The 26,185-nt window shown below is 42.1% G+C and carries 30 protein-coding genes and 1 other annotated feature; of the genes, 11 read left to right on the top strand and 19 right to left on the bottom strand.

Annotation, left to right across the window (positions count from 1 at the left end):
• Nucleotides 1–258: 258 nt before the first annotated feature.
• Nucleotides 259–951, bottom strand: a complete 693-nt coding sequence (mecA, locus tag FHS45_RS00840; protein ID WP_062444413.1) for an adaptor protein MecA — start codon at nt 949–951, stop codon at nt 259–261.
• Between the two features lie 328 nt (nt 952–1,279).
• Here mecA and FHS45_RS00835 point away from each other — a divergent pair, with 328 nt between their 5' ends.
• On the top strand, nt 1,280–1,942 hold the full coding sequence (locus FHS45_RS00835; protein ID WP_062444410.1) for a TerC family protein: 663 nt from the start codon (nt 1,280–1,282) through the stop codon (nt 1,940–1,942).
• 69 nt (nt 1,943–2,011) lie between these two features.
• On the opposite strand, the gene spxA is transcribed toward FHS45_RS00835, so the two are convergent.
• Together spxA and FHS45_RS00825 are read right to left on the bottom strand one after the other, a co-directional pair.
• Nucleotides 2,012–2,407 (bottom strand): transcriptional regulator SpxA, encoded by a 396-nt coding sequence (gene spxA / locus FHS45_RS00830; protein WP_028782060.1) that lies wholly within the window; start codon nt 2,405–2,407, stop codon nt 2,012–2,014.
• A 439-nt stretch (nt 2,408–2,846) separates the two neighbouring features.
• Entirely contained in the window at nt 2,847–3,437 is a 591-nt protein-coding gene (locus FHS45_RS00825; protein ID WP_062444407.1) for a GNAT family N-acetyltransferase, read from the bottom strand.
• Between the two features lie 156 nt (nt 3,438–3,593).
• Between FHS45_RS00825 and FHS45_RS00820 the strand changes: the two genes are divergently transcribed.
• Complete coding sequence (locus FHS45_RS00820) at nt 3,594–3,779, top strand: hypothetical protein (RefSeq protein ID WP_062444405.1); 186 nt, start codon at nt 3,594–3,596, stop codon at nt 3,777–3,779.
• Nucleotides 3,780–3,836: 57 nt separating this feature from the next.
• Here the strand turns inward: FHS45_RS00820 and FHS45_RS00815 are convergent, their stop codons facing one another.
• The 6 genes from FHS45_RS00815 to FHS45_RS00790 form a co-directional block, all read right to left on the bottom strand.
• Complete coding sequence (locus FHS45_RS00815) at nt 3,837–5,039, bottom strand: putative glycoside hydrolase (protein WP_243847083.1); 1,203 nt, start codon at nt 5,037–5,039, stop codon at nt 3,837–3,839.
• Nucleotides 5,040–5,276: 237 nt separating this feature from the next.
• On the bottom strand, nt 5,277–6,212 hold the full coding sequence (locus tag FHS45_RS00810) for an ABC transporter ATP-binding protein (protein WP_062444401.1): 936 nt from the start codon (nt 6,210–6,212) through the stop codon (nt 5,277–5,279).
• Nucleotides 6,209–7,276, bottom strand: coding sequence for an ABC transporter ATP-binding protein (locus tag FHS45_RS00805; RefSeq protein WP_062444398.1), 1,068 nt, complete (start codon nt 7,274–7,276; stop codon nt 6,209–6,211). The genes FHS45_RS00810 and FHS45_RS00805 overlap by 4 nt, the downstream gene beginning before the upstream one ends.
• A gap of 15 nt (nt 7,277–7,291) precedes the next feature.
• Nucleotides 7,292–8,431 (bottom strand): oligopeptide ABC transporter permease, encoded by a 1,140-nt coding sequence (gene opp3C, locus FHS45_RS00800; protein ID WP_062444396.1) that lies wholly within the window; start codon nt 8,429–8,431, stop codon nt 7,292–7,294.
• A complete protein-coding gene (gene opp3b / locus FHS45_RS00795) occupies nt 8,431–9,360 on the bottom strand; it encodes an oligopeptide ABC transporter permease (RefSeq protein WP_062444394.1) in 930 nt (309 codons plus the stop codon). Before opp3b ends, opp3C begins: the two co-directional genes overlap by 1 nt.
• 176 nt (nt 9,361–9,536) lie before the next feature.
• On the bottom strand, nt 9,537–11,249 hold the full coding sequence (locus FHS45_RS00790; RefSeq protein WP_062444392.1) for a peptide ABC transporter substrate-binding protein: 1,713 nt from the start codon (nt 11,247–11,249) through the stop codon (nt 9,537–9,539).
• A 207-nt stretch (nt 11,250–11,456) separates the two neighbouring features.
• Here FHS45_RS00790 and FHS45_RS00785 point away from each other — a divergent pair, with 207 nt between their 5' ends.
• The 3 genes from FHS45_RS00785 (at nt 11,457) to trpS (ending at nt 13,324) form a co-directional block, all read left to right on the top strand.
• Nucleotides 11,457–11,621, top strand: coding sequence for a hypothetical protein (locus tag FHS45_RS00785; RefSeq protein ID WP_166761338.1), 165 nt, complete (start codon nt 11,457–11,459; stop codon nt 11,619–11,621).
• Nucleotides 11,609–11,977 (top strand): DUF3899 domain-containing protein, encoded by a 369-nt coding sequence (locus FHS45_RS00780; protein ID WP_062444389.1) that lies wholly within the window; start codon nt 11,609–11,611, stop codon nt 11,975–11,977. Before FHS45_RS00785 ends, FHS45_RS00780 begins: the two co-directional genes overlap by 13 nt.
• A 49-nt stretch (nt 11,978–12,026) precedes the next feature.
• Nucleotides 12,027–12,225 (top strand) — a binding site (T-box leader).
• A 103-nt stretch (nt 12,226–12,328) separates the two neighbouring features.
• Nucleotides 12,329–13,324 carry a tryptophan--tRNA ligase gene (gene trpS, locus FHS45_RS00775; protein ID WP_062444387.1) on the top strand — a complete coding sequence of 332 codons (996 nt, stop codon included), beginning with the start codon at nt 12,329–12,331 and terminating at the stop codon, nt 13,322–13,324.
• A 38-nt stretch (nt 13,325–13,362) separates the two neighbouring features.
• Here the strand turns inward: trpS and FHS45_RS00770 are convergent, their stop codons facing one another.
• Nucleotides 13,363–14,127 (bottom strand): YjbA family protein, encoded by a 765-nt coding sequence (locus FHS45_RS00770; RefSeq protein ID WP_062444385.1) that lies wholly within the window; start codon nt 14,125–14,127, stop codon nt 13,363–13,365.
• Nucleotides 14,128–14,208: 81 nt separating this feature from the next.
• Complete coding sequence (locus FHS45_RS20545) at nt 14,209–14,427, bottom strand: YuzI family membrane protein (protein ID WP_243847082.1); 219 nt, start codon at nt 14,425–14,427, stop codon at nt 14,209–14,211.
• Between the two features lie 208 nt (nt 14,428–14,635).
• On the opposite strand from FHS45_RS20545, the gene FHS45_RS00760 reads away from it, so the two are divergent.
• Nucleotides 14,636–15,556, top strand: coding sequence for an LCP family protein (locus FHS45_RS00760; RefSeq protein WP_062447711.1), 921 nt, complete (start codon nt 14,636–14,638; stop codon nt 15,554–15,556).
• 57 nt (nt 15,557–15,613) lie between these two features.
• Here the strand turns inward: FHS45_RS00760 and fabF are convergent, their stop codons facing one another.
• Complete coding sequence (gene fabF / locus FHS45_RS00755; RefSeq protein ID WP_062444381.1) at nt 15,614–16,852, bottom strand: beta-ketoacyl-ACP synthase II; 1,239 nt, start codon at nt 16,850–16,852, stop codon at nt 15,614–15,616.
• A gap of 18 nt (nt 16,853–16,870) precedes the next feature.
• Nucleotides 16,871–17,809, bottom strand: coding sequence for a beta-ketoacyl-ACP synthase III (locus FHS45_RS00750; protein ID WP_062444379.1), 939 nt, complete (start codon nt 17,807–17,809; stop codon nt 16,871–16,873).
• Between the two features lie 149 nt (nt 17,810–17,958).
• Here FHS45_RS00750 and FHS45_RS00745 point away from each other — a divergent pair, with 149 nt between their 5' ends.
• A complete protein-coding gene (locus tag FHS45_RS00745; protein WP_062444377.1) occupies nt 17,959–18,165 on the top strand; it encodes a hypothetical protein in 207 nt (68 codons plus the stop codon).
• 67 nt (nt 18,166–18,232) lie between these two features.
• Here the strand turns inward: FHS45_RS00745 and FHS45_RS00740 are convergent, their stop codons facing one another.
• A complete protein-coding gene (locus tag FHS45_RS00740; protein WP_062444375.1) occupies nt 18,233–19,186 on the bottom strand; it encodes a BMP family ABC transporter substrate-binding protein in 954 nt (317 codons plus the stop codon).
• Between the two features lie 93 nt (nt 19,187–19,279).
• Complete coding sequence (locus FHS45_RS00735) at nt 19,280–19,876, bottom strand: hypothetical protein (protein WP_062444373.1); 597 nt, start codon at nt 19,874–19,876, stop codon at nt 19,280–19,282.
• A gap of 147 nt (nt 19,877–20,023) precedes the next feature.
• Between FHS45_RS00735 and FHS45_RS00730 the strand changes: the two genes are divergently transcribed.
• The gene (locus FHS45_RS00730) at nt 20,024–20,197 is read left to right on the top strand and encodes a YjzD family protein (protein WP_082411993.1); all 174 of its coding nucleotides are present in this window, start codon (nt 20,024–20,026) and stop codon (nt 20,195–20,197) included.
• Nucleotides 20,198–20,373: 176 nt separating this feature from the next.
• On the opposite strand, the gene FHS45_RS00725 is transcribed toward FHS45_RS00730, so the two are convergent.
• Nucleotides 20,374–20,553 carry a YjzC family protein gene (locus FHS45_RS00725; protein ID WP_062444371.1) on the bottom strand — a complete coding sequence of 60 codons (180 nt, stop codon included), beginning with the start codon at nt 20,551–20,553 and terminating at the stop codon, nt 20,374–20,376.
• 147 nt (nt 20,554–20,700) lie between these two features.
• Here FHS45_RS00725 and FHS45_RS00720 point away from each other — a divergent pair, with 147 nt between their 5' ends.
• Complete coding sequence (locus tag FHS45_RS00720; RefSeq protein ID WP_062444369.1) at nt 20,701–21,522, top strand: undecaprenyl-diphosphate phosphatase; 822 nt, start codon at nt 20,701–20,703, stop codon at nt 21,520–21,522.
• A gap of 222 nt (nt 21,523–21,744) precedes the next feature.
• Complete coding sequence (locus tag FHS45_RS00715; protein ID WP_062444367.1) at nt 21,745–22,446, top strand: Crp/Fnr family transcriptional regulator; 702 nt, start codon at nt 21,745–21,747, stop codon at nt 22,444–22,446.
• Here FHS45_RS00715 and FHS45_RS00710 read toward each other — a convergent pair.
• The 3 genes from FHS45_RS00710 to FHS45_RS00700 form a co-directional block, all read right to left on the bottom strand.
• Nucleotides 22,443–23,159 (bottom strand): YwiC-like family protein, encoded by a 717-nt coding sequence (locus FHS45_RS00710; protein WP_181949527.1) that lies wholly within the window; start codon nt 23,157–23,159, stop codon nt 22,443–22,445. The two genes, FHS45_RS00715 and FHS45_RS00710, sit on opposite strands and share 4 nt — an antisense overlap.
• 58 nt (nt 23,160–23,217) lie before the next feature.
• Complete coding sequence (locus tag FHS45_RS00705; RefSeq protein ID WP_062444364.1) at nt 23,218–24,342, bottom strand: TIGR04053 family radical SAM/SPASM domain-containing protein; 1,125 nt, start codon at nt 24,340–24,342, stop codon at nt 23,218–23,220.
• Between the two features lie 415 nt (nt 24,343–24,757).
• Nucleotides 24,758–24,997 carry a DUF2249 domain-containing protein gene (locus tag FHS45_RS00700; protein ID WP_062444361.1) on the bottom strand — a complete coding sequence of 80 codons (240 nt, stop codon included), beginning with the start codon at nt 24,995–24,997 and terminating at the stop codon, nt 24,758–24,760.
• Nucleotides 24,998–25,453: 456 nt separating this feature from the next.
• Between FHS45_RS00700 and FHS45_RS00695 the strand changes: the two genes are divergently transcribed.
• Nucleotides 25,454–26,146: a Crp/Fnr family transcriptional regulator gene (locus FHS45_RS00695; protein ID WP_371872006.1), complete on the top strand. Its 693-nt coding sequence runs from the start codon at nt 25,454–25,456 to the stop codon at nt 26,144–26,146.
• The last annotated feature ends 39 nt before the right edge of the window (nt 26,147–26,185 follow it).

Below are 26,185 nucleotides of genomic sequence, written 5' to 3'. Positions count from 1 at the left end.
TTACTTATTCGACATCGAGCGACAAAAACCCTGCTGGGAAGGCCGTTTACGATTGTCTCTCTTACGCTTGTTACTTCTCTTTTTTTCAAAATTGTCTCTCTTAATTTTTATTTTGTCTCTCTTACTTCTTTTATTGTCTCTATGATGGATGTAAAAAGCGCATATATGTAATAGGTTTCTCTCATACAAAGGTTTTGCCTCATTCATAGCCACGCCTCAAAAAATAAAAGCATACCACCAACGCGGCATGCTTTCTTATTATTGTGGGAAATAAGTTTTTATCTGGTTCAAGGCATCTTCTGCAAATATAGTCTTACCATACTCCTGCAGACGATGAATGGTAAGGTCTGATTCATTACCGTACTCCAGAACTTTACTTAAAATATTTTCCTGCTCATCATCACTCATATTTTCATCATCAAACTGAATATATAGATAGTAGGCATTTTCAAAATGGTACATGCTCTGCTCAAAGCCATCAGTGTTATCAAATCGATAGCTCAACTGAATAGCATCTTCAAATTCATGGAAGCGGATGATGAACTGCATTGGCTCCAGGTCATTTTCCCAACGGTCTGCCTCGTCGTCCTGTGATTCATTGTCTGCTTCATTCAGTTTTTCATCGAGCATAGATTCTATTTTCTCATCCACCGGCATATCAATGGTTTTTCCATTTTCAGTCGGGAGTTCAAGCTTTTGACCATCAGATGAAAGCTGTGCTTTTGTAACGATGACTTCCAGCCCTTTTTCCATCGCCTGCACCTGGATCCATAGGGGACCGTCAGCGTGGAAATTTTCTTTATCATTGACTTCGTCCATCATTTCCCAGAACAGCTGCTCACTACGGTCACGGTTATACCAGATATCTTCCCGATCGAATCCACGTTGTTCTACATCATGGTACGAGACATAAAATTTAATTGTATTTTCATTTATTCTTTCTATTTCCATGCATTTTCTCTCCCTTCTATTTTCGGATATGCGGAAGGGACTGCTTCACCCTTGTTGTTATTTTATAGTATACCTTACCCTATATTACCCTCGTTTAATCTTAGGAATATGGGGATAGGCATCTCTTAATTCTATTGTATGACAGGAGCGCCTTTTCGGAAAACAAAATGCTTCATTTTACTAAAAACAAACGAATGTCACGACCCCTGTAAAATGTGATTCGGCATCTGCCTGCAACCGGTAAATTTATCGAATGATAAATCTATGGTTAGTTGTCTATTTTAGCTTATTTCTAGTCATTTGTCACTACATGTCAGGAGGCTTTTTTATGGAATGGGAATTGATTCAGGCAATGCTGATCATTATCGGTATTGATATCGTCCTTGGCGGGGATAACGCCATTGTTATTGCACTTGCCAGCAGGAACCTGCCAGAGAAACAGCGCAATAAAGCGATTCTTTTTGGGACAGGCCTTGCCATCATTGTGCGTGTCCTGCTAACAGCGGTAGCACTCTATTTATTGCATATTCCATTTTTGAGGTTGATCGGGGGTGTGCTGCTTATTTATATCGCTATCAAGTTATTGACCGAAGAAGAAGAAGAGCCGGATATCAAAGCAAGTGACAGCCTGCTCTCGGCGATCAAGACAATTGTGTTTGCCGATATCGTGATGGGCTTTGATAATGTAATCGCCATCGCCGGCGCTTCTCACGACAATATTTTGTTAGTGGCAATGGGGCTTTTAGTATCAGTCCCCATTATCATCTGGGGCAGCAAAATCATCTTGCGGCTCATGGAACGTTTTCCTTCCCTTGTATACATCGGAGCTGGGATACTCGCCTACACGGCTGCCGAAATGATTATGGAAGAACGTCGCCTTCGGATATTTTTTGAACAATTCGACTCGCTTCAATACGTCATGCCCCTTGTCACAATATTTCTCGTCATTGCCTGGGGCTACCGGAATAATAACCCGGCTTCCCAAGCTTAATCAGATATTAGGTGGGGTCATCTTAAAAAAACTACAAAAAAAGACCGCATACCCAGCGGTCTTTTTCTATTAGTTTACAAGGCGCTGTGCTTCACGAAGCTGGAAAGTACGAACGCTTCTTGGCAGGAAGCGGCGAATTTCATCTTCGTTGTAGCCGACTTGCAAACGTTTTTCATCAATAATGATTGGACGACGCAGCAATCCAGGGTTTTCCTGAATTAAATCAAACAAATCTTTCAGTGGCATTTGTTCAAAATCGACGTCCAGCTTCTGGAACACTTTCGAACGGGTAGAGATGATCTCTTCCGTACCATCCTCAGTCATGCGCAGGATTTCTTTTATTTCATCCAGCGTCAAAGACTCTGAGAAAATATTACGTTCCTTAAAAGGGATATTATGTTCTTCCAGCCACGCTTTCGCTTTGCGGCATGATGTACAGCTTGGTGAGGTATATAGAGTTACCATGGGAACTTCACTCCTCAAAATGTATTAATCATACAAGGTTGGTATTTGCTTGCCAGTTTAAAATAAGTTTAAATAACAGTCTATGTATACTATACCATAACTGTCAAGTGATAGCTAGTAGTGATTGTAATTATTTTGCACAAAACTTATACAAACAACTCGTTATCAGGCTGACACTTGTAATATACCCTCCTTTTCATCTATTAAACATCTTTTTATATAAAATTTTTCCTTGTCTTTATCCCCTTTTGATTGGGATTCACTATTTCCATACGTTCAAACTTTAACAAAGTTTCACTTTCAAAGGGATCTTTTTATTCCATTTTCATTTAGCCTAATGAAATTGAAAAAAGGGTGTCCCTTACGACGGCTTTTCAGATGAGAATAAGGTCTATGCATGTCTGAAAGCTCGTGAGGAGACAACCCCATATATTCATTCTTATGCTTTTTCTTTTTCTAGACCAGCCAAAATATCATCATTGTCTTTATCTTCATCGTAGGTTATTGCCTCGTCGACAGGCTCATAGGATTTGCCATAAAATTGAGTATCTTTATAGGTGTGGATTTCTTCGTACATCTTTTTCATTTGCTCATAAATTTGTTCTTCGGATGCATCTTCAGGGGACCAATAGAGGATTTCCATAGAGTTCGGTTCATTTGTAGCCAGTGATTTTCTTGTATAGCCAATCGATTGGGCATGCTTGAAACCTTCACGTTGATAGAAGCGGAGTCGTTTTTCCGTATCGGTATCATCATAATCAACGGGTTCCACTTCAAGGATGATCGGCTTTCCTTTCTCTTTCATCTTCTCCATCAGCTTATGGCCAAGTCCCTGACCGCGGGAAGCCGCTGATACATAAACATAATCGATGAAAATAAACAATGGAAACTCCGCATACATTAATACATGATGAGGACCTTCGTCCTTAAAATAAACATCGCCTTTTTCTTTAAGTAAAGTTTCCATATGCTCGCGTGATTTCATTTCTTCAACCGGAAAGTATTGTTTCAACTTTTCATACCAATTCATAAATCTGCTCCCTTACAAGTTAGTCGTTCCCATTATAACGAATTTTCTCAAAATTGTTAACTGATGTTTGAAAGCATTTTCAACATTACCTTTTCCCGCTTTTCTTTTCTTTAAACATCGACTAAAATAAAAGTAACCGGTAAAGGAGGAAAGCCTATGGGTGCATTGCTGCTCGATATTACATTGTTAGGATTAGGGATTATCGGAGCAACCGCGTTTCTGGGTGTTGCCGTCAACGGTATTGGAAACAAGTTGTTCAGCCGGGGTAAAAAGGATGAGTTTATAGGCAAGTCGCGCGCGTACCAGGATACGTGGCGTAAAGTCGGAGGAACTCATAAATAAGCTAAGCTGCATAAAAAAACATGGAAGCAATATTGCTTCCATGCTTTTTTATCTTTTTTAATCGAGAGGTGTGTAATCGACGCCCTCCGTATAGCTGTTGCCTGGGTTCCAAATCAAATACTCATCAATACCATTTTCATTTAAAGCCCTGATCTGATCCTCCACTTCTTTCACGCCATATTGCGTTGGAGGTCCAGAGTAAAGCCATGGTGCTTCAAAGTCCTGTATCCATGGCCGTGAAGTTGGCGCGTTATCCAGCTTCCCTAACACTTCATTTTCCACCTTGGCATATTCTACAGTAAGCTTGTATGGCTGCGTATCCGGTTTTTCGATTCCAAAGTAGGAAGTCCAGTGACTCGGATAGATCATCGATGAGATGACATCAACATTTTCACTTATTTTCGAGAAATTCTGACCAATACCCGGTGCTTCCGGAATCGTAGCTGAATACCCAAAGATATCAACCGATACATCAACACCATAGCTGTGAAGCTGTTCTCTTGCATAGGCAACGAAATCTGTCACGGCTGTCACGCGTTTTTGCACATTATCTTCCTCTAGTTCTGCATATTCACCTTGGTCGTATTCCAATTCCTCATCACGATTCTCGAACCCTTCTGGGAAACGGACATAATCAAATTGAATTTCCATAAAGCCGAGTTCTGCTGCCATTTTGGCAATCTCTACGTTGTATTCCCAAACTTCTTTCATAAATGGATTGACGAAAGCTTCTCCTCGCCCATTCACCCAGACCTGCCCATTTTGCTTAAAAGAAAGCTCCGGTCTTTCTTTTGCTAAAATCGAATCTTTAAATACTACAACCCGGGCAATCGGATAGATGCCTTTTTCTTCAAGAACCTCGAGCATTTTTCTCGGTTCTTTAATATACGGCTGAGCGATATCATAATATGGTGAATCTTCATCAGGTTTGAATGTGATATTCCCATGATCTTCTTTAATATCGATAACCATCGCGTTCAAATCCGTCGATTCAACCAGATCAAGTAAGGACTCAAAACGACTGCCCCCGGCTGAATTTCCCGTTACATAGATTCCACGTACAGCATCCGGATACTCAAACGTTAATCCTGAATTATAAACGAACCTTGCGGCTGGTTTCTCATTGTTCAAAAGCTCCAGTGACATTTCCCGTACTTGCAAATCCTTAACTGGCAATACTTCCCCATCGTCCTCGTTTTCTTCTGCGTGCAGCGTATGTACCGGTATGAGTGCCAGAATCGTCAGCAAACTGATAGTCATGAATCTCTTAAGTTGTATGAAAGTTTTTCCCATATTAAATCCTACTCCCCCATTTTTTTACTATCTTCTATTATAAAAGAGGATTACTACTTATTGGTAGATTATTTTGTGAAATATTGTAGAATTACACCAAAATATATCATATGAACTAATTCCTTCCTTATTACTACCTAAATATATACAAAAAGACAAGGCGACATTCTTAAAAGAATGTACCTTGCCCTAATCCAGCCGCTGTTAAACGGGCGCATATTCTTTTTTATAATGCTCAAATTCCTTCGTGGTACATAATACCCAATGGCCAGGGCGCACCTCGCGGAATTCAGGTTCTTCACTGTTATCATGCTGGCTGGGATCATAAGTTGTCCGGACACGATTACGCTCATAGTCCGGATCCGGTAACGGAATAGCGGATAACAATGATTTTGTGTAGGGATGCATAGGGTTGGCATACAACTCATCAGAGTCTGCCAATTCAACAATTTTACCGAAATACATAACACCGATTCTGTCACTGATATACTTGACCATTGATAAGTCATGGGCAATAAACAGGTAGGTCAGGTTATTTTCTTTTTGCAATTTTTTCATCAAGTTAACTACTTGTGCCTGTATCGACACGTCAAGTGCAGAAATCGGCTCATCTGCGATGATAAAGCTTGGATCAACTGCAAGTGCTCTTGCAATACCAATTCTCTGACGCTGACCGCCACTGAATTCATGTGGGTAACGGTTGGCGTGTTCTTTATTTAACCCTACCGTTTCCAAGAGATCGTAAACACGTTTTTTGCGTGCTTGCTGAGAGTCAGCCAAACCATGGATATCAATACCTTCCGCAATGATATCCATAACCGTCATACGAGGATTCAAGGAAGCGTATGGATCCTGGAAAATCATTTGCATTCTGCGGTTAAATTTCTTTAAATCCTTCGCAGATTTTTTCCCATGGACATCTTCTCCCTGGAACTTGACTTCCCCGTCCGTAGCATTATACAAGCGGATAATCGTACGACCTGTTGTAGATTTTCCACAACCAGATTCTCCTACAAGTCCGAACGTTTCTCCTTCATAAATGTCAAAGCTGATACCATCTACCGCCTTTACGACGCTATGTCTTCCAGTACGGAAATGCTGTTTCAGGTTTTTGACTTCGAGTAATTTTTCTTTGCTCATGATTTTTCACCTTCCTCAGATGTACGGATGGTCCCTGTTTTGGCGAACCCTTTCATCCGTTTCTTGACGGCCTCAGGCGGTTCGATATCAGGAGCATACTCATGAAGCAGCCAGGTTGCTGCATAATGAGTATCCGACACCTTGAACATTGGTGGTTCCTGCACTTTATCAATCTCTAAAGCAAATTCATTACGTGGTGCGAATGCATCACCTTTTGGCGGCTTCAACATGTCCGGAGGCGATCCAGGAATAGCGACAAGCTCTTCCTCGTTACTGTCCAGTGTCGGCATAGAACCTAGCAGCCCCCATGTGTATGGATGCTTCGGATTATAGAAAATATCATCTACTGTACCAATCTCAACAATTTTTCCGGCATACATGACAGCTACACGGTCGGCAACGTTAGCTACCACACCGAGATCATGCGTGATAAAAATGATGGAACTGTCGGTTTTCTTCTGAATATCTTTCATTAATTCCAGAATTTGTGCCTGGATCGTAACATCCAATGCGGTTGTCGGCTCATCGGCAATAAGAATTTTCGGGTTACAAGCCAGTGCGATCGCGACTACAATACGCTGACGTTGACCACCAGAAAATTGGTGAGGATATTGATCCACTCGCTCAGACGCATTTGGCAGTCCTACCAATTCCAATAGCTCAACCGTCCGTTTCTTCGCCTGCCCACGGGGCATTTTCTGATGCTTGATCAATCCCTCCATGATCTGGTTGCCGATTTTCATCGTAGGATTCAATGAGGTCATCGGATCCTGGAATATCGTAGATATATCTTTCCCGCGAATATTCTGCATTTGTTTTTCACTTGCTTTAACCAGATCTTTACCTTCAAACAAAATTTCTCCACTCTTGATACGGCCTGGCGGTGACGGAATCAGCCGGGCAATCGCTCTAGTTGTAACGGATTTACCGGAACCCGATTCTCCTACAATCGCAAGTGTTTCCCCTTTCTTTAAATCAAAGGAGACACCGCGGATTGCTTTTACTTCTCCCCCATAAGTATCGAAGGAAATATTCAAGTCTTTCACTTCTAATATATTTTCCATTGTTGCACCTGCCTCCTATTCACGCATCTTCGGATCTAAGGCATCCCGAAGTCCATCTGCCAATATGTTGAACGCGACCATGATAAGGGAAATCACGATTGCAGGGAAAATCATGATATATGGGTTGATTTGTAACGCTTTAAACCCATCATTAATCAAGGTTCCCAACGATGCTTGCGGTGACTGCAACCCTAATCCAATAAAACTTAAGAAAGCTTCGAAGAAAATCGCGGAAGGAATCGTGAACATTGTATTGACGATGATCATTCCTAACGTATTAGGAATAAGATGTTTACTTAGAATTCGAGTGTTGGAGGAACCTAACGTCCGTGATGCGAGGACGAATTCCTGGTTCTTTAATTTCAGCACTTGTCCCCTTACAATTCGTGCCATACCTATCCAACCGGTAATCGTAAGGGCAATGGTTATGGAAATGATGCCGGGATCCAGAATCATAATCATCAGAATAACAACGACTAAATTCGGAATACCAACAAGAATTTCAATAATCCGCTGCATGACATCATCGACCCGGCCACCATAATAGGCAGAAATACCACCATATGCGACCCCGATAATCATATCTATTGCCGCAGCCAAGAATGCAATGTATAGAGAAATACGTGTACCATACCAAGTCCTTGTGAATAGGTCACGGCCTAAGGTATCTGTACCAAACCAATAGTATTGATCTTGCAAACCCTTGGCTTCGTAGATATGAAAATAACCTTTGACTTTCGCGTTGCCTTCTTTGTCGCTCTTGACATCATACGTCATGAACTCGTCATCACGCTGTGTGTAGCGCTGACGCAGACGTTCTTTGGCAGCCTCGACACTGGATGCTTCAAAAGTATCTGACTTTGTACCATCCATGCCAAGCCAGCGAACATCCTCTAGTCCCTGAACCCTTGGCGGCAGTTTCGATAATCCTAAATCCTGATCGTTGATTCCTTTTTCATTAAAGAAAGGACCAATAATCGCCATAATGAAAATGATGAAGAGTACAATCATACCAAAAATGGCACCTTTGTTTTTACGCAGGCGAATCCATGCATCCTGCCAGTAGCTTAGACTGGGACGCTGGATTTTTTCACTACCTTCATCATCTTGCTTTGCAGGTACGAATAAATCTCTGTCTAAATTATCTTTTGCCATTAGTCTTTACCCCCAGCGATTCGAATACGCGGATCGATGATTCCATATAGAATATCGATGACGAGAATAATCAAGATGAAGAAAAAGGCGAAGAATAGTGTAGTTCCCATGATAATCGGAAAGTCGTCCGTCATGATGGAAGTTACGAACTGTTCACCAATTCCAGGTACGGCGAAAATCTGTTCAATTACAAGTGTACCTGTCATCAAGCTGACCGCCATTGGTCCCATTACAGTTACGAGTGGAATCAATGCATTACGTAAACCGTGTTTGAACATTAGTGTTGCATTACTTACCCCTTTAGCACGTGCTGTTACGATATAGTCAGATCCTAACACCTCAATTAACTCAGTCCGGACAAATCTGGCTGATATCGCCAGCGGGAATATTGCCAATGCAATCGTCGGCATGATCGTATGGGCAAAAGAACCCCAGAATGCCACTGGTAGAATTCCTAGTTCAACCCCAAGATAATATTGGAGTAAACCAGCAAATATAAACGATGGAATCGATATTCCAATAACAGAAATAATGTTGGATGCATAGTCAATTATAGAGTTGCTATATAACGCAGCAACTACTCCCAATAACATCCCGATAATTGTACCTATAATCATAGCTTGAATTCCCAGATGAGCTGATACAGGGATACGACTCATTAAAATTTCTGTAACCGGCTGGTTATTCATTTGGAACGATACTCCTAAGTCGCCTTGAAATAAATTGCCCAAGTAGTTAAGATATTGGATCGGCAGTGGATCATTTAAATTATACTTTTCATACAATATTTCCAGCTGCGCTGCGGAAAGCTTTTCTTCGGCTTTAAAAGGAGAACCGGGCAGTTGCTTCATCAGGAAGAATGAAGCGGTTGCGATGATAAACAAGGTGATAAACATGTATACAAGCCGTTGAAAAATGTATTTAGCCATCCTTATCCCTCCTATTCCTCAATTAATATGAATAATGATTCACCTTTTATGAATAATCATTCAATGTTCTAATAATTCAAAAAATGTCCTTAAACGGAAAAAGAGAGTATATGCCACATGAATGGCAGTACACTCTCCCTCTCCTCTACCAAAGAGGTATCAAACTCTCATATATATTACTCTTCAATATATGCGTGTTTATATGTGAAGTCTGCCCCCATTGGATTGAACTGAACACCTTTCACAGATGGTCTCCATAGATACGCACGGGAACGCTGATAAAGTGGAGCGATCGCTGTATCTTCTTCGATAAGAACTTTTTCAGCTTCTAGCATCTTATCAAAACGAGCAGGAAGATCTGTCAATAGGTCATTATTAGCTTCTTGCATTAAGGAATCATATTTCTCGCTGTTATAGTTCATTGTCATGTACGGGCTGTCAGACATCCACATGTTCAACCATGTGCTGGCATCAAGGTAGTCAGGACCCCAACCAGAGTTTTGGATATCATAGTCAGATTTTTCGTCACGAGCGATACGCTCTTCGAAAGGTACAGAAGAAAGTTCAAGGCTCAAGCCTTCCAGATTTTCTTCCAATTGGTTGATAAGATAGTCATCCATTTCTTTGGCAACTTCAGAGTCACCGCCAAGGAAACGAAGTGTCACGGAATCAGTACCTAATGCTTCAAGGCCTTTTTCCCAATGCTCTTTTGCTTTTTCTTTATCAGATGTGATCAAGTCACCATTAAGTTCACGGAAATCTTCACCAGATTCTGGGTGGGTAACGAAATCTTCAGGAACTGCAGCGTTCGATGGGATAGAACCGTTAGCTAGGATAACGTCTACTAGAGATTGCTTGTCGATAGACATTGCGATCGCTTTACGGATATCCGCATTAGCAAGTGCTTCGTTTTCCTGGTTCATCTTCAAGTAGAATAGAACAGGTTCAGGCATTGTGCGATAATCTTCAGAACCAGCATATTTTTCTACAAATTCAGAAGATAGACCGGCACGGTCGATTTCACCGTTTTCGTACAGGTTAACCCCAGTACTTGTTTCTTTTACAACGTTTACATTGATTGTTTCAAGGGTAACATTTTCAGCATCCCAGTAATCTTCGTTCTTCGTCAACTTCCAGCTTTCGTTAGCCTTCGGATCCCAGTCTTCAAGGATGAAAGGACCATTATATAGAAGGTTGTCAGAAGTCAAAGCATAGTCATCGCCTTGTTCTGTAACAAAGTCTTCGTTAAGTGGCAAGTAAGTACCAAATGTCAATAGACTATGGAAGTAAGGAACTTCCTTTTCAAGTGTAATTTTCAATTCATAGTCGCCAGTAGCTTCTACACCAAGTTCTTCAACATCTGCTTCACCATTGTTGATAGCAGTAGCGTTCTTAAGTACATCGTTCATCATGAATGGACCGTACTCAGATCCTGTTTCCGGATCGATTGCACGCTGCCAAGCGAAAACGAAGTCGTTTGCTGTAACAGGGTCTCCGTTGGACCATACGGCATCTTCGCGCAATTTGATTGTCCACTCAAGACCATCTTCACTTACTTCAGGCTCACCTTCAGCGATTGCTGGCTCAGGTTGAGCTTCTTCGTTCAAGCGGTAAAGACCTTCCATAGTTTCTCCCAACCATTGGAACGCAACGGCGTCAGTAGCGTGGGATGAATCCATTGTTGGAATTTGAGAACCTTCGATCAAGTTAAGTACTTGCTCTCCACTCGGCTCTCCGCCTTCCGCTTCTTCACTACCGCCTTCTTCAGAAGACGTGTCTTCTCCTGAATCGTTGCCGCCGGCATTATCATCATTACCGCCAGAGCAAGCTACCAGGAACATGCTTAGCACAAGTGCTAGTGCCAGCAATAACCAGTTTGTCTTTCTCATGAAAAATGACCTCCCCAAAAATATAATTTTCTAAATATTTGTGCAGATGTTTAATCCACAATATGAATTATACAAGTTTTCAAATAATTTTGCATTAGAAAATTTTACAGAAATTTATAAAACGTTGTCATTATTACGTTCTAATGACATAATTTAGTTCTATTTACCTACAAAAAATGATGATAAAGCAACAATTTTTCCATATATATGATTGAATTTGAAAATCATGTCTTTAAAGTAACAGCCTGGAAAAACGTTTGTAATCTTTCTCCGTTTCTAATAACCGGTGATTATTTTCATGCTATAATGTTATTAGGTTTTTTAGCTGTTTGGCAGGCTCATGAAAGGAAGGATTTCTATTGGCTTTATTAAAAAACAAGTGGCTGCTTTTTATAATTAATTTAGGATTGACCACCCTCCTATTTCTTATTTCGGCTCCTGCCTATAATTTGTTTCACTATATAGATGTTTTGTTTTACATCAGCCTATTCTATCTATTGTTCGGTTTGTTAATGTGGGTGATCCGAGGGGGATTCTTTGACTCTATGACCTATGGGTTTCGTGCTGTAGTAAACCGGTTTACAAAAAACACTGATTATATGGATAGTTGGAAGGAAAAAACACTTCCCTCACAAAAAGTTAACAAAAGCATTGTTACGAATTTCCTGTTTCAAGGAGCCTTGCTTACGATTGTAATGACATTGCTGCTGTTCTACTATTACGCTTGATTTGCATATATTGGGTAAATTCATTATAATTTTTTTAGAATATCTATAATTGTAAGTGATGAAAAAGTGAAGTACCGGACCTCCCTGTCTATAGAGAGGCTGTGGCTGGTGGAAACAGCTGACATAGGAACCCGGGAATTGGGCTTTGGAGCTTCGTCTCAGACGACGTATCCCTGCGTTAAAGGTCTAGTGATCCCGAGCGTTTTTAGGGGTAACAAGGGTGGCACCACGGTTCATTCGTCCCTTCTTTTCAGGGGGAGAATGAGCTTTTTTTATGCTCTATAAAAGCATTGTATTTACCCATTATCAATAGAAAAGTCAATAACATAATAATTGAATGAGGTGGAGAAAATGAAGACAATTTTTTCAGGAATACAACCAAGTGGTACGTTGACACTGGGCAACTATTTGGGGGCGATGAAGCATTTCGTCCAGCTTCAGGAAGAGAACCATTGTTACTTCTGTGTGGTCGATGAGCATGCCATCACCATACCGCAGGATCGCTTAAAGCTCCGTGACAATATTCGTTCCCTGGCAGCTTTATACCTTGCTTCCGGCATCAACCCGGAGAAATCTACATTGTTCATTCAATCGGAGGTCCCTGCTCATACCCAGCTCGGATGGATGCTGCAGTGTGTCAGTTATATTGGTGAACTGGAAAGAATGACACAATTCAAGGATAAGTCCAGCGGAAAAGAAGCGGTATCATCCGGTCTATTGACTTACCCGCCATTAATGGCCGCAGACATCCTCCTCTATAAAACGGACCTTGTACCGGTCGGAGAGGATCAGAAACAGCACTTGGAGCTTACACGTAATCTGGCGGAACGCTTTAATAATAAATACAACGATATTTTCACTATACCAGAGGTAAGCATCCCGAAAGTTGGCGCTCGAATCATGTCGCTTCAGGATCCGACTAAAAAAATGAGCAAATCTGATGAAAACCAGAAAGCCTATATATCCATGCTCGATGAACCGAAGAAAATCGAGAAAAAGATCAAGAGTGCTGTTACAGATTCGGAAGGTATCGTCAAATATGATAAAGAAAACAAACCGGGGATTTCCAACCTGCTTACCATCTACTCCAGCTGCACTGGAGAAACTGTGGAAGAATTGGAAGCCAAATATGAAGGTAAAGGATATGGGGAGTTCAAGCAGGGGGTTGCCGACGCAGTCATCCAGGTGCTTTCCCCTATCCAGGAGCGCTACCATGAATTAATTGACTCTGAAGAGCTCGATGACGTCCTGGACAACGGTGCTGACCGAGCTAATCAAGAAGCTTTGAAAATGCTCCGGAAAGCCAAAAAGGCGATGGGGCTGGGACGCGTAAAGAAAAAGAAATAATGTCCTGTCAATCAAAAAACCAGAATTGAAGTCAAACTTCAATTCTGGTTTTTTATTCCTTCTTCTGCTTTATGATTTTCAATTTCCCATATCTTTTCAAAGAACGGCTGTCCTTTTATAAGTTTACCACACAGCTCTTCGTGAGCTTTACTCCAGCCTGGTGTTGTCCCTTCATAGAGTTTATGCCAGGCTTGTTCAATTGTATATTCTTTTACCATCGGGTAATGACTCGGCTCCCATTCCGTCAGCCAATAGCGGATTTCCTCGGGATTGTCACTGTGCTGCAGCTGATCAAGGGCCATCATTAATAATTGCTTCAACTGTCTTTCCTTCCTTGTCAACCCCAGCATATATTCCGGTGACAATGAAAGGATATGATGTTCTTTTTTTGCCAGGGAAGGGTCCCAGTCAAAGTCATTGACCTTCTGTCCTTCCACCATTTCCAAGGCAAGCCGTTCCTGACGCGGTATTAAACGGCTTTTTCGTACGGGCAGTGTATACCCAAGTGTATCAAATGCCAGTACCGCATTGCCATTGGTGACGATCGCCGCATAATCGAGGGAATTGCGTTCCTGATTTTTTCTTAAGTAAGCTCTTCGGTGGATGGATTCTAACAAGCTGATCGGTAAATCCTGCAAGTCATTTTCTATGAATTGATACAATTCGTCAGTAACGTATAGCAGCGGTGCCTGATCCAATAATTCAATCCCATCTTCTTTCCGCCACTCATGAAATGGAGAAACATTATAGCCATTTTCTTCCCCTTCGAACCAATTCACCCAAACATCATGTAAATACAACATACCCGGTACTCACCTTCCATCCCTTTAATTTCTTTTGCCATCAGTATGGCCAAATTTGGAAGTTTTATTCTTACAATGAAATTATTGACAAGGGGATTGTCCAATTTTTAAGGTCGAAAGCAGCATGAAGATGATTCCTATCGGTAATAACCAGCACTCACTGCGAGTCTGGACAAACTGGAGATATTCGATCCAGGTAAACCCTGCTGGAAGGAGATTCATGTATGAAATCAAGGATATACCTCCACTGACGGTAAAACCAAAGCCTAATAAGAAAAAGAACCAGTATACGATATCCATCCCTCCAGCCTGTCCATTTTTTGTTAAATATATGAGCCAAATGCTGGTAACATGACATGAAAACGATATCATCCGTAAAAACTATTTACTATAGCTTCTATAAGCGGTAAATTAATAGGGAGTGGTGGATACAGATTGAGGTGATACTTTGGAAACCACACGTTCAGAATATAAACAACGCCACCGGAAGAAAAGAAGAAAAAGAAAAATGCTACTAGTATTATTCTTACTTTTTCTAATCATTGGCACCGGGGTTGCAAGTTATGAATATATGGCCGGTAAAAGGGATGCTATGGGTGAATCAGAAGGAAACCTTGAAGAAAGCCAATATAAAAATGACTTTCAAGGTGTAGATAATAAAGACGGAAAAACTACTGTCCTTCTCTTAGGTATTGATAAAAATGAAAAAGAAGAAGTACGACGAACAGATACAATCATGATTGCTCAGTATGAACCTGGTGAAAAGAAAGCGAAGCTCGCTTCCTTAATGCGGGACACTTATGTGAACATTCCCGGGCATGGCTATAATAAATTGAATGCTGCTTTTGCTCTTGGAGGTCCTGAATTATTACGTCAGACAATAGAAGAAAACTTTGGTATCAGTACCGAGTATTATTCCATCATTGATTTTGATGGGTTTACACATATTGTCGATACAGTTGCTCCAGAAGGGATCGAAGTCGACATTGATCATCGTATGTACCACAAAGGTGCCGTAGATTTACAGCCAGGCACGCAAAAGCTTCACGGTGAAGAACTGCTGGGTTATGCGAGGTACCGTGGTGACGCAGACAGTGACTTCGGCCGAGTAAACCGGCAGCAGGAAGTAATAAAATTAATGAAAGATGAAGTCGTTTCTGCCAAAGGTCTGCTAAAAGTCCCCCGTCTGGTAGGAACAATTCAACCGTATATCGATACCAATATTTCTAATAGTAAGATGGTGGGACTGGGCAAAGATTTTATCTTCAATGCTCCGGAAAATATAGAGACATTACGTATTCCAGTCGAAGGTTCCTATTGGGATGAAAGATACAGTCATGCAGGATCGGTTCTTGCTCATGACGAACAGGTAAACAGAGAAGCCTTGCAGGAGTTTTTAGGGCTGAAAGAAGAAAACACCACTAATTAAAATTATAAAAACAAAAAGGTGCGTTCCTATTAAAGGAGCGCACCTTTTTTATGACTGTTATTGATATTTTTTGAAAACAAGGGAGGCGTTATGCCCTCCGAAACCAAGCGAGTTACTCATTACAGCTTCCACTTGCTGTTTACGTGCTTCATTCGGTACGTAATCCAGATCACAATCCGGATCCGGAGTTTCGTAATTAATCGTTGGAGGCAGGATGCCATCCTCGATCGCTTTCAAGGAAATGATGGCTTCGATAGCCCCTGCAGCACCCAGCAAATGACCAGTCATTGATTTGGTAGACGACATGGCCAGCTTGCGTGCGTGCTCTCCGAACACCTGCTTAGCAGCCATTGTTTCAAACTTGTCATTCAATTCGGTAGATGTTCCATGGGCATTGATGTAGCCGATATCTTCCGCACTCATACCGGCATCTTCCAGTGCCTGCTTCATCGCGCGAACTGCTCCTTCGCCTTCTGGTGCCGGTGCTGTAATATGATGGGCATCTCCTGTTGAACCGTAACCGACGATTTCTCCGTAAATGTGTGCACCGCGTTTCTGTGCGGATTCCAAGGTTTCCATCACAAGGATTCCTGCACCTTCGCCCATAACGAAACCATCGCGGTTTTTATCAAACGGACGGCTTGCTGTCTTTGGATCCTCATTGAAAGATAAAGCCTTCGCAGACGAGAATCCAGCAAATGACATCTTATTCATTGGAGATTCTGTTCCTCCGGTTATCATGATATCAGCATCGCCACGCTGGATGACTTTGAATGCATCACCGATAGAGTTCGCACCGGAGGCACATGCTGTAACAGTACAAGAGTTCATCGCTTTTGCCCCCAACGTGATTGAAACCTGACCTGCTGCCATATCCGGAATCATCATTGGAATAAAAAATGGGCTGACACGGCGGTAGCCTTTCTTTTGAAACTTTTCGAACTGTTCCTCATAAGTGCCCATACCACCGATTCCTGATCCAATCCAGACTCCAGTACGGTAGGCATTTTCTTCGTTAATTTCCAGGTTGGCGTCTTTGACAGCCATCAAGGAAGCTGCTACCGCATACTGGGTGAATGGATCCATCTTACGTGCTTCTTTTTTTTCAATGAAATCCGTCGGGTCGAAATCTTTCACTTCTGCTGCCACTTTGGCAGGATATTCATCTTTATTGATTTTGGTCATCATATCAATTCCGGAACGGCCTGAAGTGATGCTATCCCACATTTCTTTGACACTGTTTCCAACAGGAGAAACCGCTCCAAGTCCTGTAATGACCACACGTTTATTTTTCATACCTGCTTCCTCCTTCTACTACTTGCCCCAACGCAGGGCGACTGCTCCCCAAGTCAAACCGCCGCCGAAACCGACGAGCACGACCAGGTCATCTTCTTTTATTTTACCTTCTTCTACTGCTTCAGACAAAGCGATTGGGATGGAAGCTGCTGAATTGTTTCCATATTTATTCACTTTAATCGCCATTTTCTCTTCTGAAATACCAAGGCGTTCGCGGGCTGCTTCCATGATGCGAATATTTGCCTGGTGTGGGATTAAATAATCCACATCCTCTTTATTGAAGCCGGCTTTTTCTACCACGTTAACCGATGCTTCCGGCATCCGGCGAACAGCGAATTTGAAGACTTCCCGTCCGTTCATATACAGGTGATCTTCTTCGTCCTGGTACAGATGCTCGCCACCAGCACCATCTGCACCCAGTTCATAGGAAAGTATCCCTTTTCCTTCACTGACCGGTCCAACAAGAGCAGCGCCTGCCCCGTCACCGAACAGGACAGCTGTATTTCGATCATCCCAGTCGACGATTTTCGAAAGCTTTTCTACACCTACGACTAATATATTTTTATAGTCTCCGCATTCGATAAACTGCTTGGCTGTAGTCAAACCATACATGAAGCCCGTACAGGCGGCACTGACATCCATGGCTGCAGCTCCCTTTGCCCCGAGACGGTCCTGGATCATACAGGAAACCGATGGGAAAGGCGTATCGGGGGTAACCGTAGCGACTAGAATCATATCCAGATCTTCTGCTTTTACACCAGCATTTGCAAGAGCGCGTTCAGAAGCACGGAATGCCATATCCGATGAATCCATATCATCGTCCGCGATGCGGCGTTCTTCTATTCCTGTTCTCGTCTTGATCCATTCATCACTCGTGTCAACCATTTTCTCTAAATCTTTATTAGTGAGGACTTTTTCCGGTACATAATGACCTGTACCTAAAATTCCAGCTTTCATATATCCATCCCCTTATGGTAGTATCTAATACTAATTATTATGACTTGGTCCTAATTTTAATGTATAACCCTTATTTTAGCAAGTCAATAAAATCCCTGCGCCCACATGCCTCTCGCCTCCCGACATAAGCTATTGCAGGAGGTGGGGAAATGGGAGCTCATAAAAAGAAACGGGATCCGTTCGATGCTTTCCTGTTCGGTAATCGGACCAGGCAAAAGGGAACACGTTCGGAGGAGTCACCCTTCGACTGGGTGGAATTCATGAAAAACATGTCTGACACCTATAACTCGTTTAACCCTTATATCAAAAACTTAAGCAAAACCATCGATGATTTCAAAAATGGAAACAACAAGTGACTAAAAAAGCACCCCCAGTATACGGAGGTGCTTTCATGGATTGCTCTCTTGTTAGATTGTTTCAATTTTACCGCTGTGTAGGCAACTTTCCTGTTTCAATATAGGTGTTCACCATCTGATTCACTTCTTCCCTAACGTCCTCAGGAACATTAGGGCTGAATTTTCCCATGGAGATGGCGTCATCCTGAAAATCAAAAGTCATGACTTCGCCTGGCAGGCTCCCATCCATCAACTTTTCTATAGCTATCATATATAATTCCTCTACATGCTGGACCGTACTTGTCAGGACAGTCCCTTCCCCTAATGACGATTGATCCGAGACATAGCCGATCGCATAAAGACCGTCATTCTGAATCTGCTGGATCATCGGAGGGTTGAAAGCATCACCGGCTGGATAAAACACGTCAGCTCCCTGCTGTACCATCTGGTCATACAAGTCCATTGCCCGTTTCGTGTCATCCCAGCTATTCACAAACGAAAAATTAACAATTGCCTCTGGATTGCTATATTTCACGCCTTCGTAAAAGCCTTCCACTTCCGGCTGCCATTCATGGGCAGCAATCAAACCTACTTGATCCGTGCTGGTCATATTGCCAGCAACCACGCCGCCAAAGAACCCCATAGCTACTGAGCTGAAATTAAGACTAGTGACGTTATCCGCAGCATAACCGCCATTGAAATACACAAAATGAACTTCAGGGTACTCTTTGTGGATTTCTTTAAAATATTCGCCATACGTACTGCTATGCCCGAAAATCACATTAACTCCTTTGTCAGTGAGCTCATCTACGGCTTTATTTACATCCAGCTGACTTTTAATACCTTCTTTAAAATAAACATCCACATCGTATTCCTCTTGTATATCCATTAAACCTTTATAACCTTTTTGTCCCCACGCCTGATCATGAATCGTCGTCTCCACCAGCATCCCGACGGATCTGATTTCTCCCTCGGTGAAGCCGATATTACATCCTGCCAATAGCATCATGGCAATTAGGTTAAGTATGATGATTTTTTTCACTATAAGCACTCCTACTGCATCGGCTGTCTCTATGTTACTCTTATTTTAACTATAATATTTGTAATAAGTAAATGAATTAGTAGGAATATTAACCTAATCTTCATAAAATTGCTGGTGTCTTTGATAGTGGTTCTGTAATTGGGAGTATATTTTTTCCCGATCGCTAGTATCTGCCAATTTCTCCATTCGATATACTTCTTTAACAGCTGCTATCCCTCTCTCGGTTAAATCGGAAAGAAAACGAGCAAGGAAGTCTTCTATATACGAGGCATCTTCCCGTTGAATCAGTTCTTCGAATAAAATAGGTTCTTTCCCTATATAAACCACTGATTCATTTCTTGGCATCCACTCTCCGTATAAAGGCGGCAAATCCAGACGCTCTCCTTTTCCCTCCATAAGCGTCTCCACACTTTCACAAAGGAGCATTCCGCCAAACTCCCCTTCATCATCTAGAGCAGAATCCTCGATACGAATAGCTGCTTCAATATGTTCCTGGTGACAGTGTCGATCCATTTCCTGTATCGAATTGAAATGCTGGAAACGGCTGTTCCGGCCAATATAAAAATAAAGGTTCTCCCGTTTGCTGTCTTCAACCCGATCAATACCAATCACTTCTTTTCCTTCCGTAAGTAAATGCTGTACCAAATGGAAACCGACCCAATGGAAACAAGAATCGATAATATAAACCATGTGTGCATCCCCCTTCGCTATATGATATTTATTCATTCAAAGGGGGCGGTTATTCAAATATTAACTAACTAAAGCGATTTCATATTTATTTTTCGTATTGGGTTTGGTAAACTAATGAAAGAATGTGTATAAATGAGGTGAACAGCTATGCGTTTCTTTTGGACTATTTTTTGGGCTTTCTTATTAAGCTTTATGATTACGTATGTTATCAGTAATATGGTCGGCGGTTCCTTCAGCATGGGACAGGTCGTTGTTTTGACCATCCTATTCTCCGGAGCAGCGATTGTTCTTGGGGAAACTCTGATTACTGACGAAGCCTAGCCATCATTCTTAAATGAATCAGAAAAAACTTAAGGTTTTCGCCAACTGGTGGAAGCCTTAGTTTTTTCCCCTTAACAAAAGTGTAAAAAATAAGAGGCTGTCTCCTAATCGTCGACCCACTTTTTTCGAGTGGCGTTCACTATTTTTGGAGACAGCCTTTTGTATGTTGTGGTATATTAAGGTTTGCGTTTATATGTCCAGATGCGATCCTGGTTTTTAGTTTCAGGAAAACGATCGCCAGCCTTCAGCCGGATTTGCTGTGGCTCGGTTACCATGCTCCCTGTTTCGCCGATTTCAACATAAATTCCATTATTTGGTGCATGATCCCCAGCCCTGAATTGGTGTCTTTGGCCCATTGTGTACACTCCTTTTCATTCTATATAGTGTTATAATGTGCATTCTTCATCCATTCATTCATCCGGGTTCATGCCAGACAGGGACAAGCATAAGTTAATAATAAGATTCTTTTATAGAAAGTAATGATCATCCAGGAGGTAAGATAGATGGAAGCTGCTACAGAATTTTGGTTATTAGTCAAATATATATTTCTAGGATTATTTCAGGGATTCACGGAACCGATCCCGATTTCCTCGAGTGGGCATTTGTCGCTGCTGCAATCAGTTTTTGGCATGAACCTTGAAGGACTTCAGCTTGAAGTACTGCTCAATTTCGGTTCACTGATAGCAGTCCTGATCGTATACCGAAAAGACATCGTCCGACTCGCCCAAAATGGCATCAGCTATGCAGTACGTAAGGAAGAAAAAAACAAATCAGAATTCATGTTTATCGTATACCTCGTGATCGGCACTATTCCTGCCGGGGTGCTTGGACTTCTATTTGAAGACTGGATCGGCGAAACGTTCAAAGCACCACAGCTTGTCGGTGTCACGTTGATCATTACTGGTATTGCCTTATGGATCATCCGGAATATCCGGGGCTCTAGAGGCGAAGGGGGACTCACCTGGAAAGATGCTTTGATTGTCGGTCTCGCTCAATCCGTAGCATTGATACCTGGAATCAGTCGTTCAGGTGCTACTATTGTGGCAGCGATGCTGCTTGGCATGAAACAGGAAACCGCGCTCCGCTTTTCTTTCTTACTATATGTTCCGATCAGTCTTGGAACGATGGTCATGTCTATCGGCGATTTGCTTCAGGATAATATTGCAGAGATGTGGGTGCTCTGGCTGCTTGCCGTACTAGCCTCCATCACCGCTACTTACTATGCGTTACTATGGTTTATGAATATTATGGCGAAAGGGAATCTTAAATATTTCGCATTCTATTGCTTTATTGTCGGAGCCATTGCCATCATTATTTTGGGGTGATGTGATAAATGTCACACCATTTTCTGAATAAACACTATAAGCTGAAAGAGGATGGTGAAAACCATTCTCTTTTTTTCTGATTTATAGACAACAGTTGATTGTCGAGTTCTATCTTGACGTACCTAGCGATATGATTTTAAATGAGAAGTAATACTTTAATACTTCCTAAAATTAACCAGCATGCCACGATCAGTGATAAATAATAAAGGTGGGATTGCGCGTATGGAGAAGCAACTGAGTAAACATTCCATATCTAACGATTTGAAAGAACTGCTTTCATCCGTCGACCATATCCAAAAAATCAAAAAGAACCGTTTTTTATTCCAGGAAGGGGAAGATGCCGATCAGATGTATATCATCCAGTCCGGCAGAATCCAGATCAGCAAGATGTCTCCGGACGGTCGGGAATTATCTCTCCGCATCTGTCAAAAAGGGGATATCATCGGGGAACTGACGCTATTTACCGAGGATGCGACCTACCTCCTGAATGCTAAAGTCATGGAGGATGCCGAGGTGGCAGTCATTAAAAAAGAAAACCTGGAGAAAGAGCTGCTTACCAATACCGAGCTAGCTTTCGAATTTATGAAATGGATGAGCGAGCATTTCCGGAAGACACAGACCAAATTCCGCGACCTCGTTTTACACGGCAAAAAAGGAGCACTCTATTCTACGATCATCCGACTGACAAACAGTTATGGCATTAAACGTGCCGATGACATCCTCATCGATATTGTACTGACAAACCAGGAACTGGCTAACTTTTGCGGAACCTCTCGTGAAAGTGTCAATCGTTTACTCAGTGACTTGAAAAAGAAAGAAGTCCTTGCGATGGAAAATAATAATATCGTCGTCAAAGACCTCCAGTATTTAAAGGATGAAATTAATTGTGAAAACTGCCCGATTGTATTATGCAGTATTGATTAAATGAAACCAGCGGATACGATAATCAGGAAAAACAATGAGTTTCCGATTTCAAGTATCCCGATTTGCATCGGCTTCAGCTGCTTTCCGTGTAAATAGATGGCACGAACAAGACTTGGAATGAAAGCTAATGTTACCAGCCATGCTCCTGTTGCGAGGAACAACCCTACCACAATCAAATGATATGCCCAGGAAATCCAGCGGAAAGCTGGATTTTTCTTTTCCCTGATCATTGTTTTGACAAAGAAAGCACTGCCATAGAAAAACAATACTGCCAACAGGAAAACGTTCCAGGCTGGTTCATCAATGTATCCTGCCCCCAGATAATACGAACCCAGTCCGCCAATGCCGAAAGCGGTGATCGCAGCAAAGTCGTTCCAAAGCGAACGGTCCTTGTTTCTTTTTCCGAACCAGAGATTGATGAAAAAAAATGGCAGCATCATCAAAGCAATCAAGAATAAAGTCGGTTCTACAATTAATACAGGGAGAGCAAAAATTAGTGCAACAGTGAAATAGCGACGGAACCATGTTAGATGAAATCGTACTTTCTTCTTTTTCACAACAAGTATCAGTGGGTAAGTTGCTAAGTACAAGGCTATCCAGCCGACAAATAGCGGCAGTTGGAACCAATGAAATCCTCCCGCTGCCATCCCTAACAGGAATGGAACGGTCAGCATTGCCCATGCCCCGTGCTGCTTAGGGAGAAACAACTTCATAAATGTCACCTCGTTCTATTAATGTTGATAATCGCCCGTCAATACCGGGCGGACCTTTTCACACAACGTTTTTCTTTTTACCTCGTAAAGCTTTCGGTATATAAACGCAATAAGGTTCACTTTCCATATAATCACCGGTCATAGCGTACGCCCGCGATCTGGAACCTCCACATACATGGCGGAACTCACATACCCCGCACTTCCCTTTGTAGGCATCCGGGTTCCGGAGGTTTTGGAAAACTTCCGACTCTCGGTAGATTTCACCCAATGGTGTTTCCTTAACATTTCCGGCTTTAATCGGCAGCAGGCCGCTCGGGTAGACATCTCCGATATGGGAGATAAACACAAAGCCATTACCATCATTAACTCCCTTTGGCGCTCTTCCCAGCCCATCGATTTGCCCCGTTGTCCCGTTCATCAACGCATCCTTATAGTTGATGCCCTCACCGGTCGCCTGTTTTTCCCTTATCTTGTTCTGAATCACTACCCGGCGATAGTGCTGTGCTGCCGTCGTTTTGATATCAAAGGGAACCCGCTTCGATAAATCATACAGCCATTTGAACGTTTTTTCGTGTTCGACGGAGGTAATCATATCCTTCTCCTGGCCGCGTCCAGTTGGAACAAGGAAAAACACACTCCACAACACACAGTCCAATTCTTCAATTAAGGCAGCCATTTCATCAAGGTGATCGTAGTTGTACCTGGATATGACGGTATTGATCTGGATCGGCATATTTAATTCATGTAAGTATTTGATCGCATTCATTGTCAGATCAAAGGATCCCGATGTTCCTCGGAAGTGATCGTGAATAGCTGCATTCGGACCATCCAGGCTGAACGCCCATCTGGACAGGCCAACTTCCTTAGCTTTTTCCATCGCCTCTTTGGTCACATTTGGCGTAGCAGATGGGGTCATCGATACGCGCACCCCTTTTTTCACGGCATATTCTGCAATATCGAATACATCCGGCCGCATCAGCGGGTCTCCTCCAGTAAATACGAGCATCGGATTATCCATTTCATATATATCATCGATCAATTTCTTCCCGTCCTCGAATGACAGTTCACGAGGATCCCTTCTGTATTGAGCTTCCGCCCGGCAATGCAAACATTTCAGCTCACATGCTCTCGTCAATTCCCATATCACAATAAAAGGATTTTCATTATAGTCACGGTTGAACATGACGTCCCCTCCTTCATGTTACCTTCGAACTTGGTTAACACTATTATCATGGTTCAATTGTAGCGAAGAATGTGACAGGAAGTTGTGATATACATCACAAGAAACGGACTCTTCTCTTCTTTATTCAAAAAGTTTTCACATTTGAGCATTTAACCGAGAGTTATCGTTAATTTTTAATAAGAAGCTTATCCCAATAAGGCCGAAAAGTCGAAGACTTGATTTCGAGATGATTGTTGGGAGTTTAGGGGGCGTTGGGGAAGGATTCCCTCTCCTCTCAAGATAACTGACCCAACTACCTTGAGACTGAGCCTTCAGAAAACGGGGTCTTCACTGTAAGTAATAGTGCTTTGAAGGTAAAAAAGCTGTTCCATAAGTCTGTAATAGATTTATGTAACAGCCGCAGTTTCTCTTTTGATTACTTTTTAGCTATGGCTACCCGCCATTGTTCCGGCCCTTTCTCTAAATACTCCCACTCAAACTGGCTCTCCCGCTCTACCATGAACTGGTAGTGAAGCGGACGAGGATCATGGTCATTGGTGAGCTCCATTACTTCACCGCTTTCTAACTCATCGAAAGTATCAAGAATCCTTGGGTGACGTACTCTCGGCTCAATTTCCGGCGCATAAATCGTTGCGGCAAATTCTTGTTTTTTCATAATTAACTCCTCCTAATAATTAATTTTCTCCCAAATCATCAATTGGCAGTAGCTCTTTTTTTTTATGAGTAGCAGGACGCATGGAACATAGCTCTTACTGCGAACACTGCGAGCATCAGAACACCGGTGTAAAAATAATATCAGTTAAAGAATGGTAAGCAAATCCTAAATGATACCCTGCATCACGTGAAGCCCAGTATCCGTTATCGAAAGCTTCTTTCAGCTGCTATTCAAACAGCTTTCGAACCCCCATCACGTTCACATCCTTTTGTTGGTATGTCCCCATGTTACTCCTGCTTTTTCAAGAGGGGTGTGAGAAGAAGCAACAGGCTCCTATGATTTTCATCACAGCCAACGTATAAAGATAGTTATAAATTGTTCAAAAAGTAGCATCAAAAATACTTGTTTTAGATGCTACACTATATAGTAGAAATTGGATAAGAAAGGATGTTGATTGTGAAATTCCATTCCACACAGCAACTGTTACAGAATGTTCCTATATTCAAAGATTTGACTGATGTAGAAATGGAACCGGTGCTGGAGCTGGCTAGATCTCGCCAATACCGTGCTGGCACCCATGTTTTCATGCAGGGGGATCCTCTTCAGAATGTCTACTTCATCAACAAAGGCCGAGTAAAAATATATAAAACCGACTTTCACGGTAAAGAACAGATCGTCAACGTACTCCAGCCAGGTGATATGTTTCCCCACCAGGGATTTTTCCGGAAAGATGAATGTCCGGCCCATGCGGAGATACTGGAGGAAGCAACACTCGTTCACATACCGATTCCTTCTTTCGAACAGACGCTAATCAACCACCCGGAGATTTCCGTCAAACTATTTAAGGTACTCGGTGATAAAATCGTCGATTTGCAGAATCGTTTGGAAGAACAAATCCTTCATAATACGTATGAACAAATCATCATGCTGCTGATTCGCCTCAGTAAGCTTTACGGCAATGAAGACAAAGACGGCTGGGTGAAACTCCGATCCCATTTCACAAACCGGGAACTTGCCAATATGATCGGCTCGAGCAGGGAAACTGTTAGCCGGACATTGACACAATTGAAAAAAAATAATCTGGTCTACAGTGATTTTGACGGTTATTTCATGCTCCATCCTGAAGCTTTAGAAGATGAACTTTTCTAACCTGTGATATGTGTCACTACCTGATTAATTGAAAATGAT

Origin of the sequence: Thalassobacillus devorans (assembly GCF_011761345.1) — a bacterium.
GTDB lineage: Bacteria > Bacillota > Bacilli > Bacillales > Halobacillaceae > Thalassobacillus > Thalassobacillus devorans.
Note: the sequence above shows the minus strand (reverse complement) of the source record. Positions and strands in the feature narration are given on the sequence as shown.

What these genes read in the sequence shown, in the direction of transcription:
- mecA (WP_062444413.1), bottom strand. Translation starts at nt 951, where the DNA reads ATGGAAATAGAAAGAATAAATGAAAATACAATTAAATTTTATGTCTCG.
- FHS45_RS00835 (WP_062444410.1), top strand. Translation starts at nt 1,280, where the DNA reads ATGGAATGGGAATTGATTCAGGCAATGCTGATCATTATCGGTATTGAT.
- spxA (WP_028782060.1), bottom strand. Translation starts at nt 2,407, where the DNA reads ATGGTAACTCTATATACCTCACCAAGCTGTACATCATGCCGCAAAGCG.
- FHS45_RS00825 (WP_062444407.1), bottom strand. Translation starts at nt 3,437, where the DNA reads ATGAATTGGTATGAAAAGTTGAAACAATACTTTCCGGTTGAAGAAATG.
- FHS45_RS00820 (WP_062444405.1), top strand. Translation starts at nt 3,594, where the DNA reads ATGGGTGCATTGCTGCTCGATATTACATTGTTAGGATTAGGGATTATC.
- FHS45_RS00815 (WP_243847083.1), bottom strand. Translation starts at nt 5,039, where the DNA reads ATGACTATCAGTTTGCTGACGATTCTGGCACTCATACCGGTACATACG.
- FHS45_RS00810 (WP_062444401.1), bottom strand. Translation starts at nt 6,212, where the DNA reads ATGAGCAAAGAAAAATTACTCGAAGTCAAAAACCTGAAACAGCATTTC.
- FHS45_RS00805 (WP_062444398.1), bottom strand. Translation starts at nt 7,276, where the DNA reads ATGGAAAATATATTAGAAGTGAAAGACTTGAATATTTCCTTCGATACT.
- opp3C (WP_062444396.1), bottom strand. Translation starts at nt 8,431, where the DNA reads ATGGCAAAAGATAATTTAGACAGAGATTTATTCGTACCTGCAAAGCAA.
- opp3b (WP_062444394.1), bottom strand. Translation starts at nt 9,360, where the DNA reads ATGGCTAAATACATTTTTCAACGGCTTGTATACATGTTTATCACCTTG.
- FHS45_RS00790 (WP_062444392.1), bottom strand. Translation starts at nt 11,249, where the DNA reads ATGAGAAAGACAAACTGGTTATTGCTGGCACTAGCACTTGTGCTAAGC.
- FHS45_RS00785 (WP_166761338.1), top strand. Translation starts at nt 11,457, where the DNA reads ATGATTGAATTTGAAAATCATGTCTTTAAAGTAACAGCCTGGAAAAAC.
- trpS (WP_062444387.1), top strand. Translation starts at nt 12,329, where the DNA reads ATGAAGACAATTTTTTCAGGAATACAACCAAGTGGTACGTTGACACTG.
- FHS45_RS00770 (WP_062444385.1), bottom strand. Translation starts at nt 14,127, where the DNA reads ATGTTGTATTTACATGATGTTTGGGTGAATTGGTTCGAAGGGGAAGAA.
- FHS45_RS20545 (WP_243847082.1), bottom strand. Translation starts at nt 14,427, where the DNA reads ATGGATATCGTATACTGGTTCTTTTTCTTATTAGGCTTTGGTTTTACC.
- FHS45_RS00760 (WP_062447711.1), top strand. Translation starts at nt 14,636, where the DNA reads ATGCTACTAGTATTATTCTTACTTTTTCTAATCATTGGCACCGGGGTT.
- fabF (WP_062444381.1), bottom strand. Translation starts at nt 16,852, where the DNA reads ATGAAAAATAAACGTGTGGTCATTACAGGACTTGGAGCGGTTTCTCCT.
- FHS45_RS00750 (WP_062444379.1), bottom strand. Translation starts at nt 17,809, where the DNA reads ATGAAAGCTGGAATTTTAGGTACAGGTCATTATGTACCGGAAAAAGTC.
- FHS45_RS00745 (WP_062444377.1), top strand. Translation starts at nt 17,959, where the DNA reads ATGGGAGCTCATAAAAAGAAACGGGATCCGTTCGATGCTTTCCTGTTC.
- FHS45_RS00735 (WP_062444373.1), bottom strand. Translation starts at nt 19,876, where the DNA reads ATGGTTTATATTATCGATTCTTGTTTCCATTGGGTCGGTTTCCATTTG.
- FHS45_RS00730 (WP_082411993.1), top strand. Translation starts at nt 20,024, where the DNA reads ATGCGTTTCTTTTGGACTATTTTTTGGGCTTTCTTATTAAGCTTTATG.
- FHS45_RS00725 (WP_062444371.1), bottom strand. Translation starts at nt 20,553, where the DNA reads ATGGGCCAAAGACACCAATTCAGGGCTGGGGATCATGCACCAAATAAT.
- FHS45_RS00720 (WP_062444369.1), top strand. Translation starts at nt 20,701, where the DNA reads ATGGAAGCTGCTACAGAATTTTGGTTATTAGTCAAATATATATTTCTA.
- FHS45_RS00715 (WP_062444367.1), top strand. Translation starts at nt 21,745, where the DNA reads ATGGAGAAGCAACTGAGTAAACATTCCATATCTAACGATTTGAAAGAA.
- FHS45_RS00710 (WP_181949527.1), bottom strand. Translation starts at nt 23,159, where the DNA reads ATGAAGTTGTTTCTCCCTAAGCAGCACGGGGCATGGGCAATGCTGACC.
- FHS45_RS00705 (WP_062444364.1), bottom strand. Translation starts at nt 24,342, where the DNA reads ATGTTCAACCGTGACTATAATGAAAATCCTTTTATTGTGATATGGGAA.
- FHS45_RS00700 (WP_062444361.1), bottom strand. Translation starts at nt 24,997, where the DNA reads ATGAAAAAACAAGAATTTGCCGCAACGATTTATGCGCCGGAAATTGAG.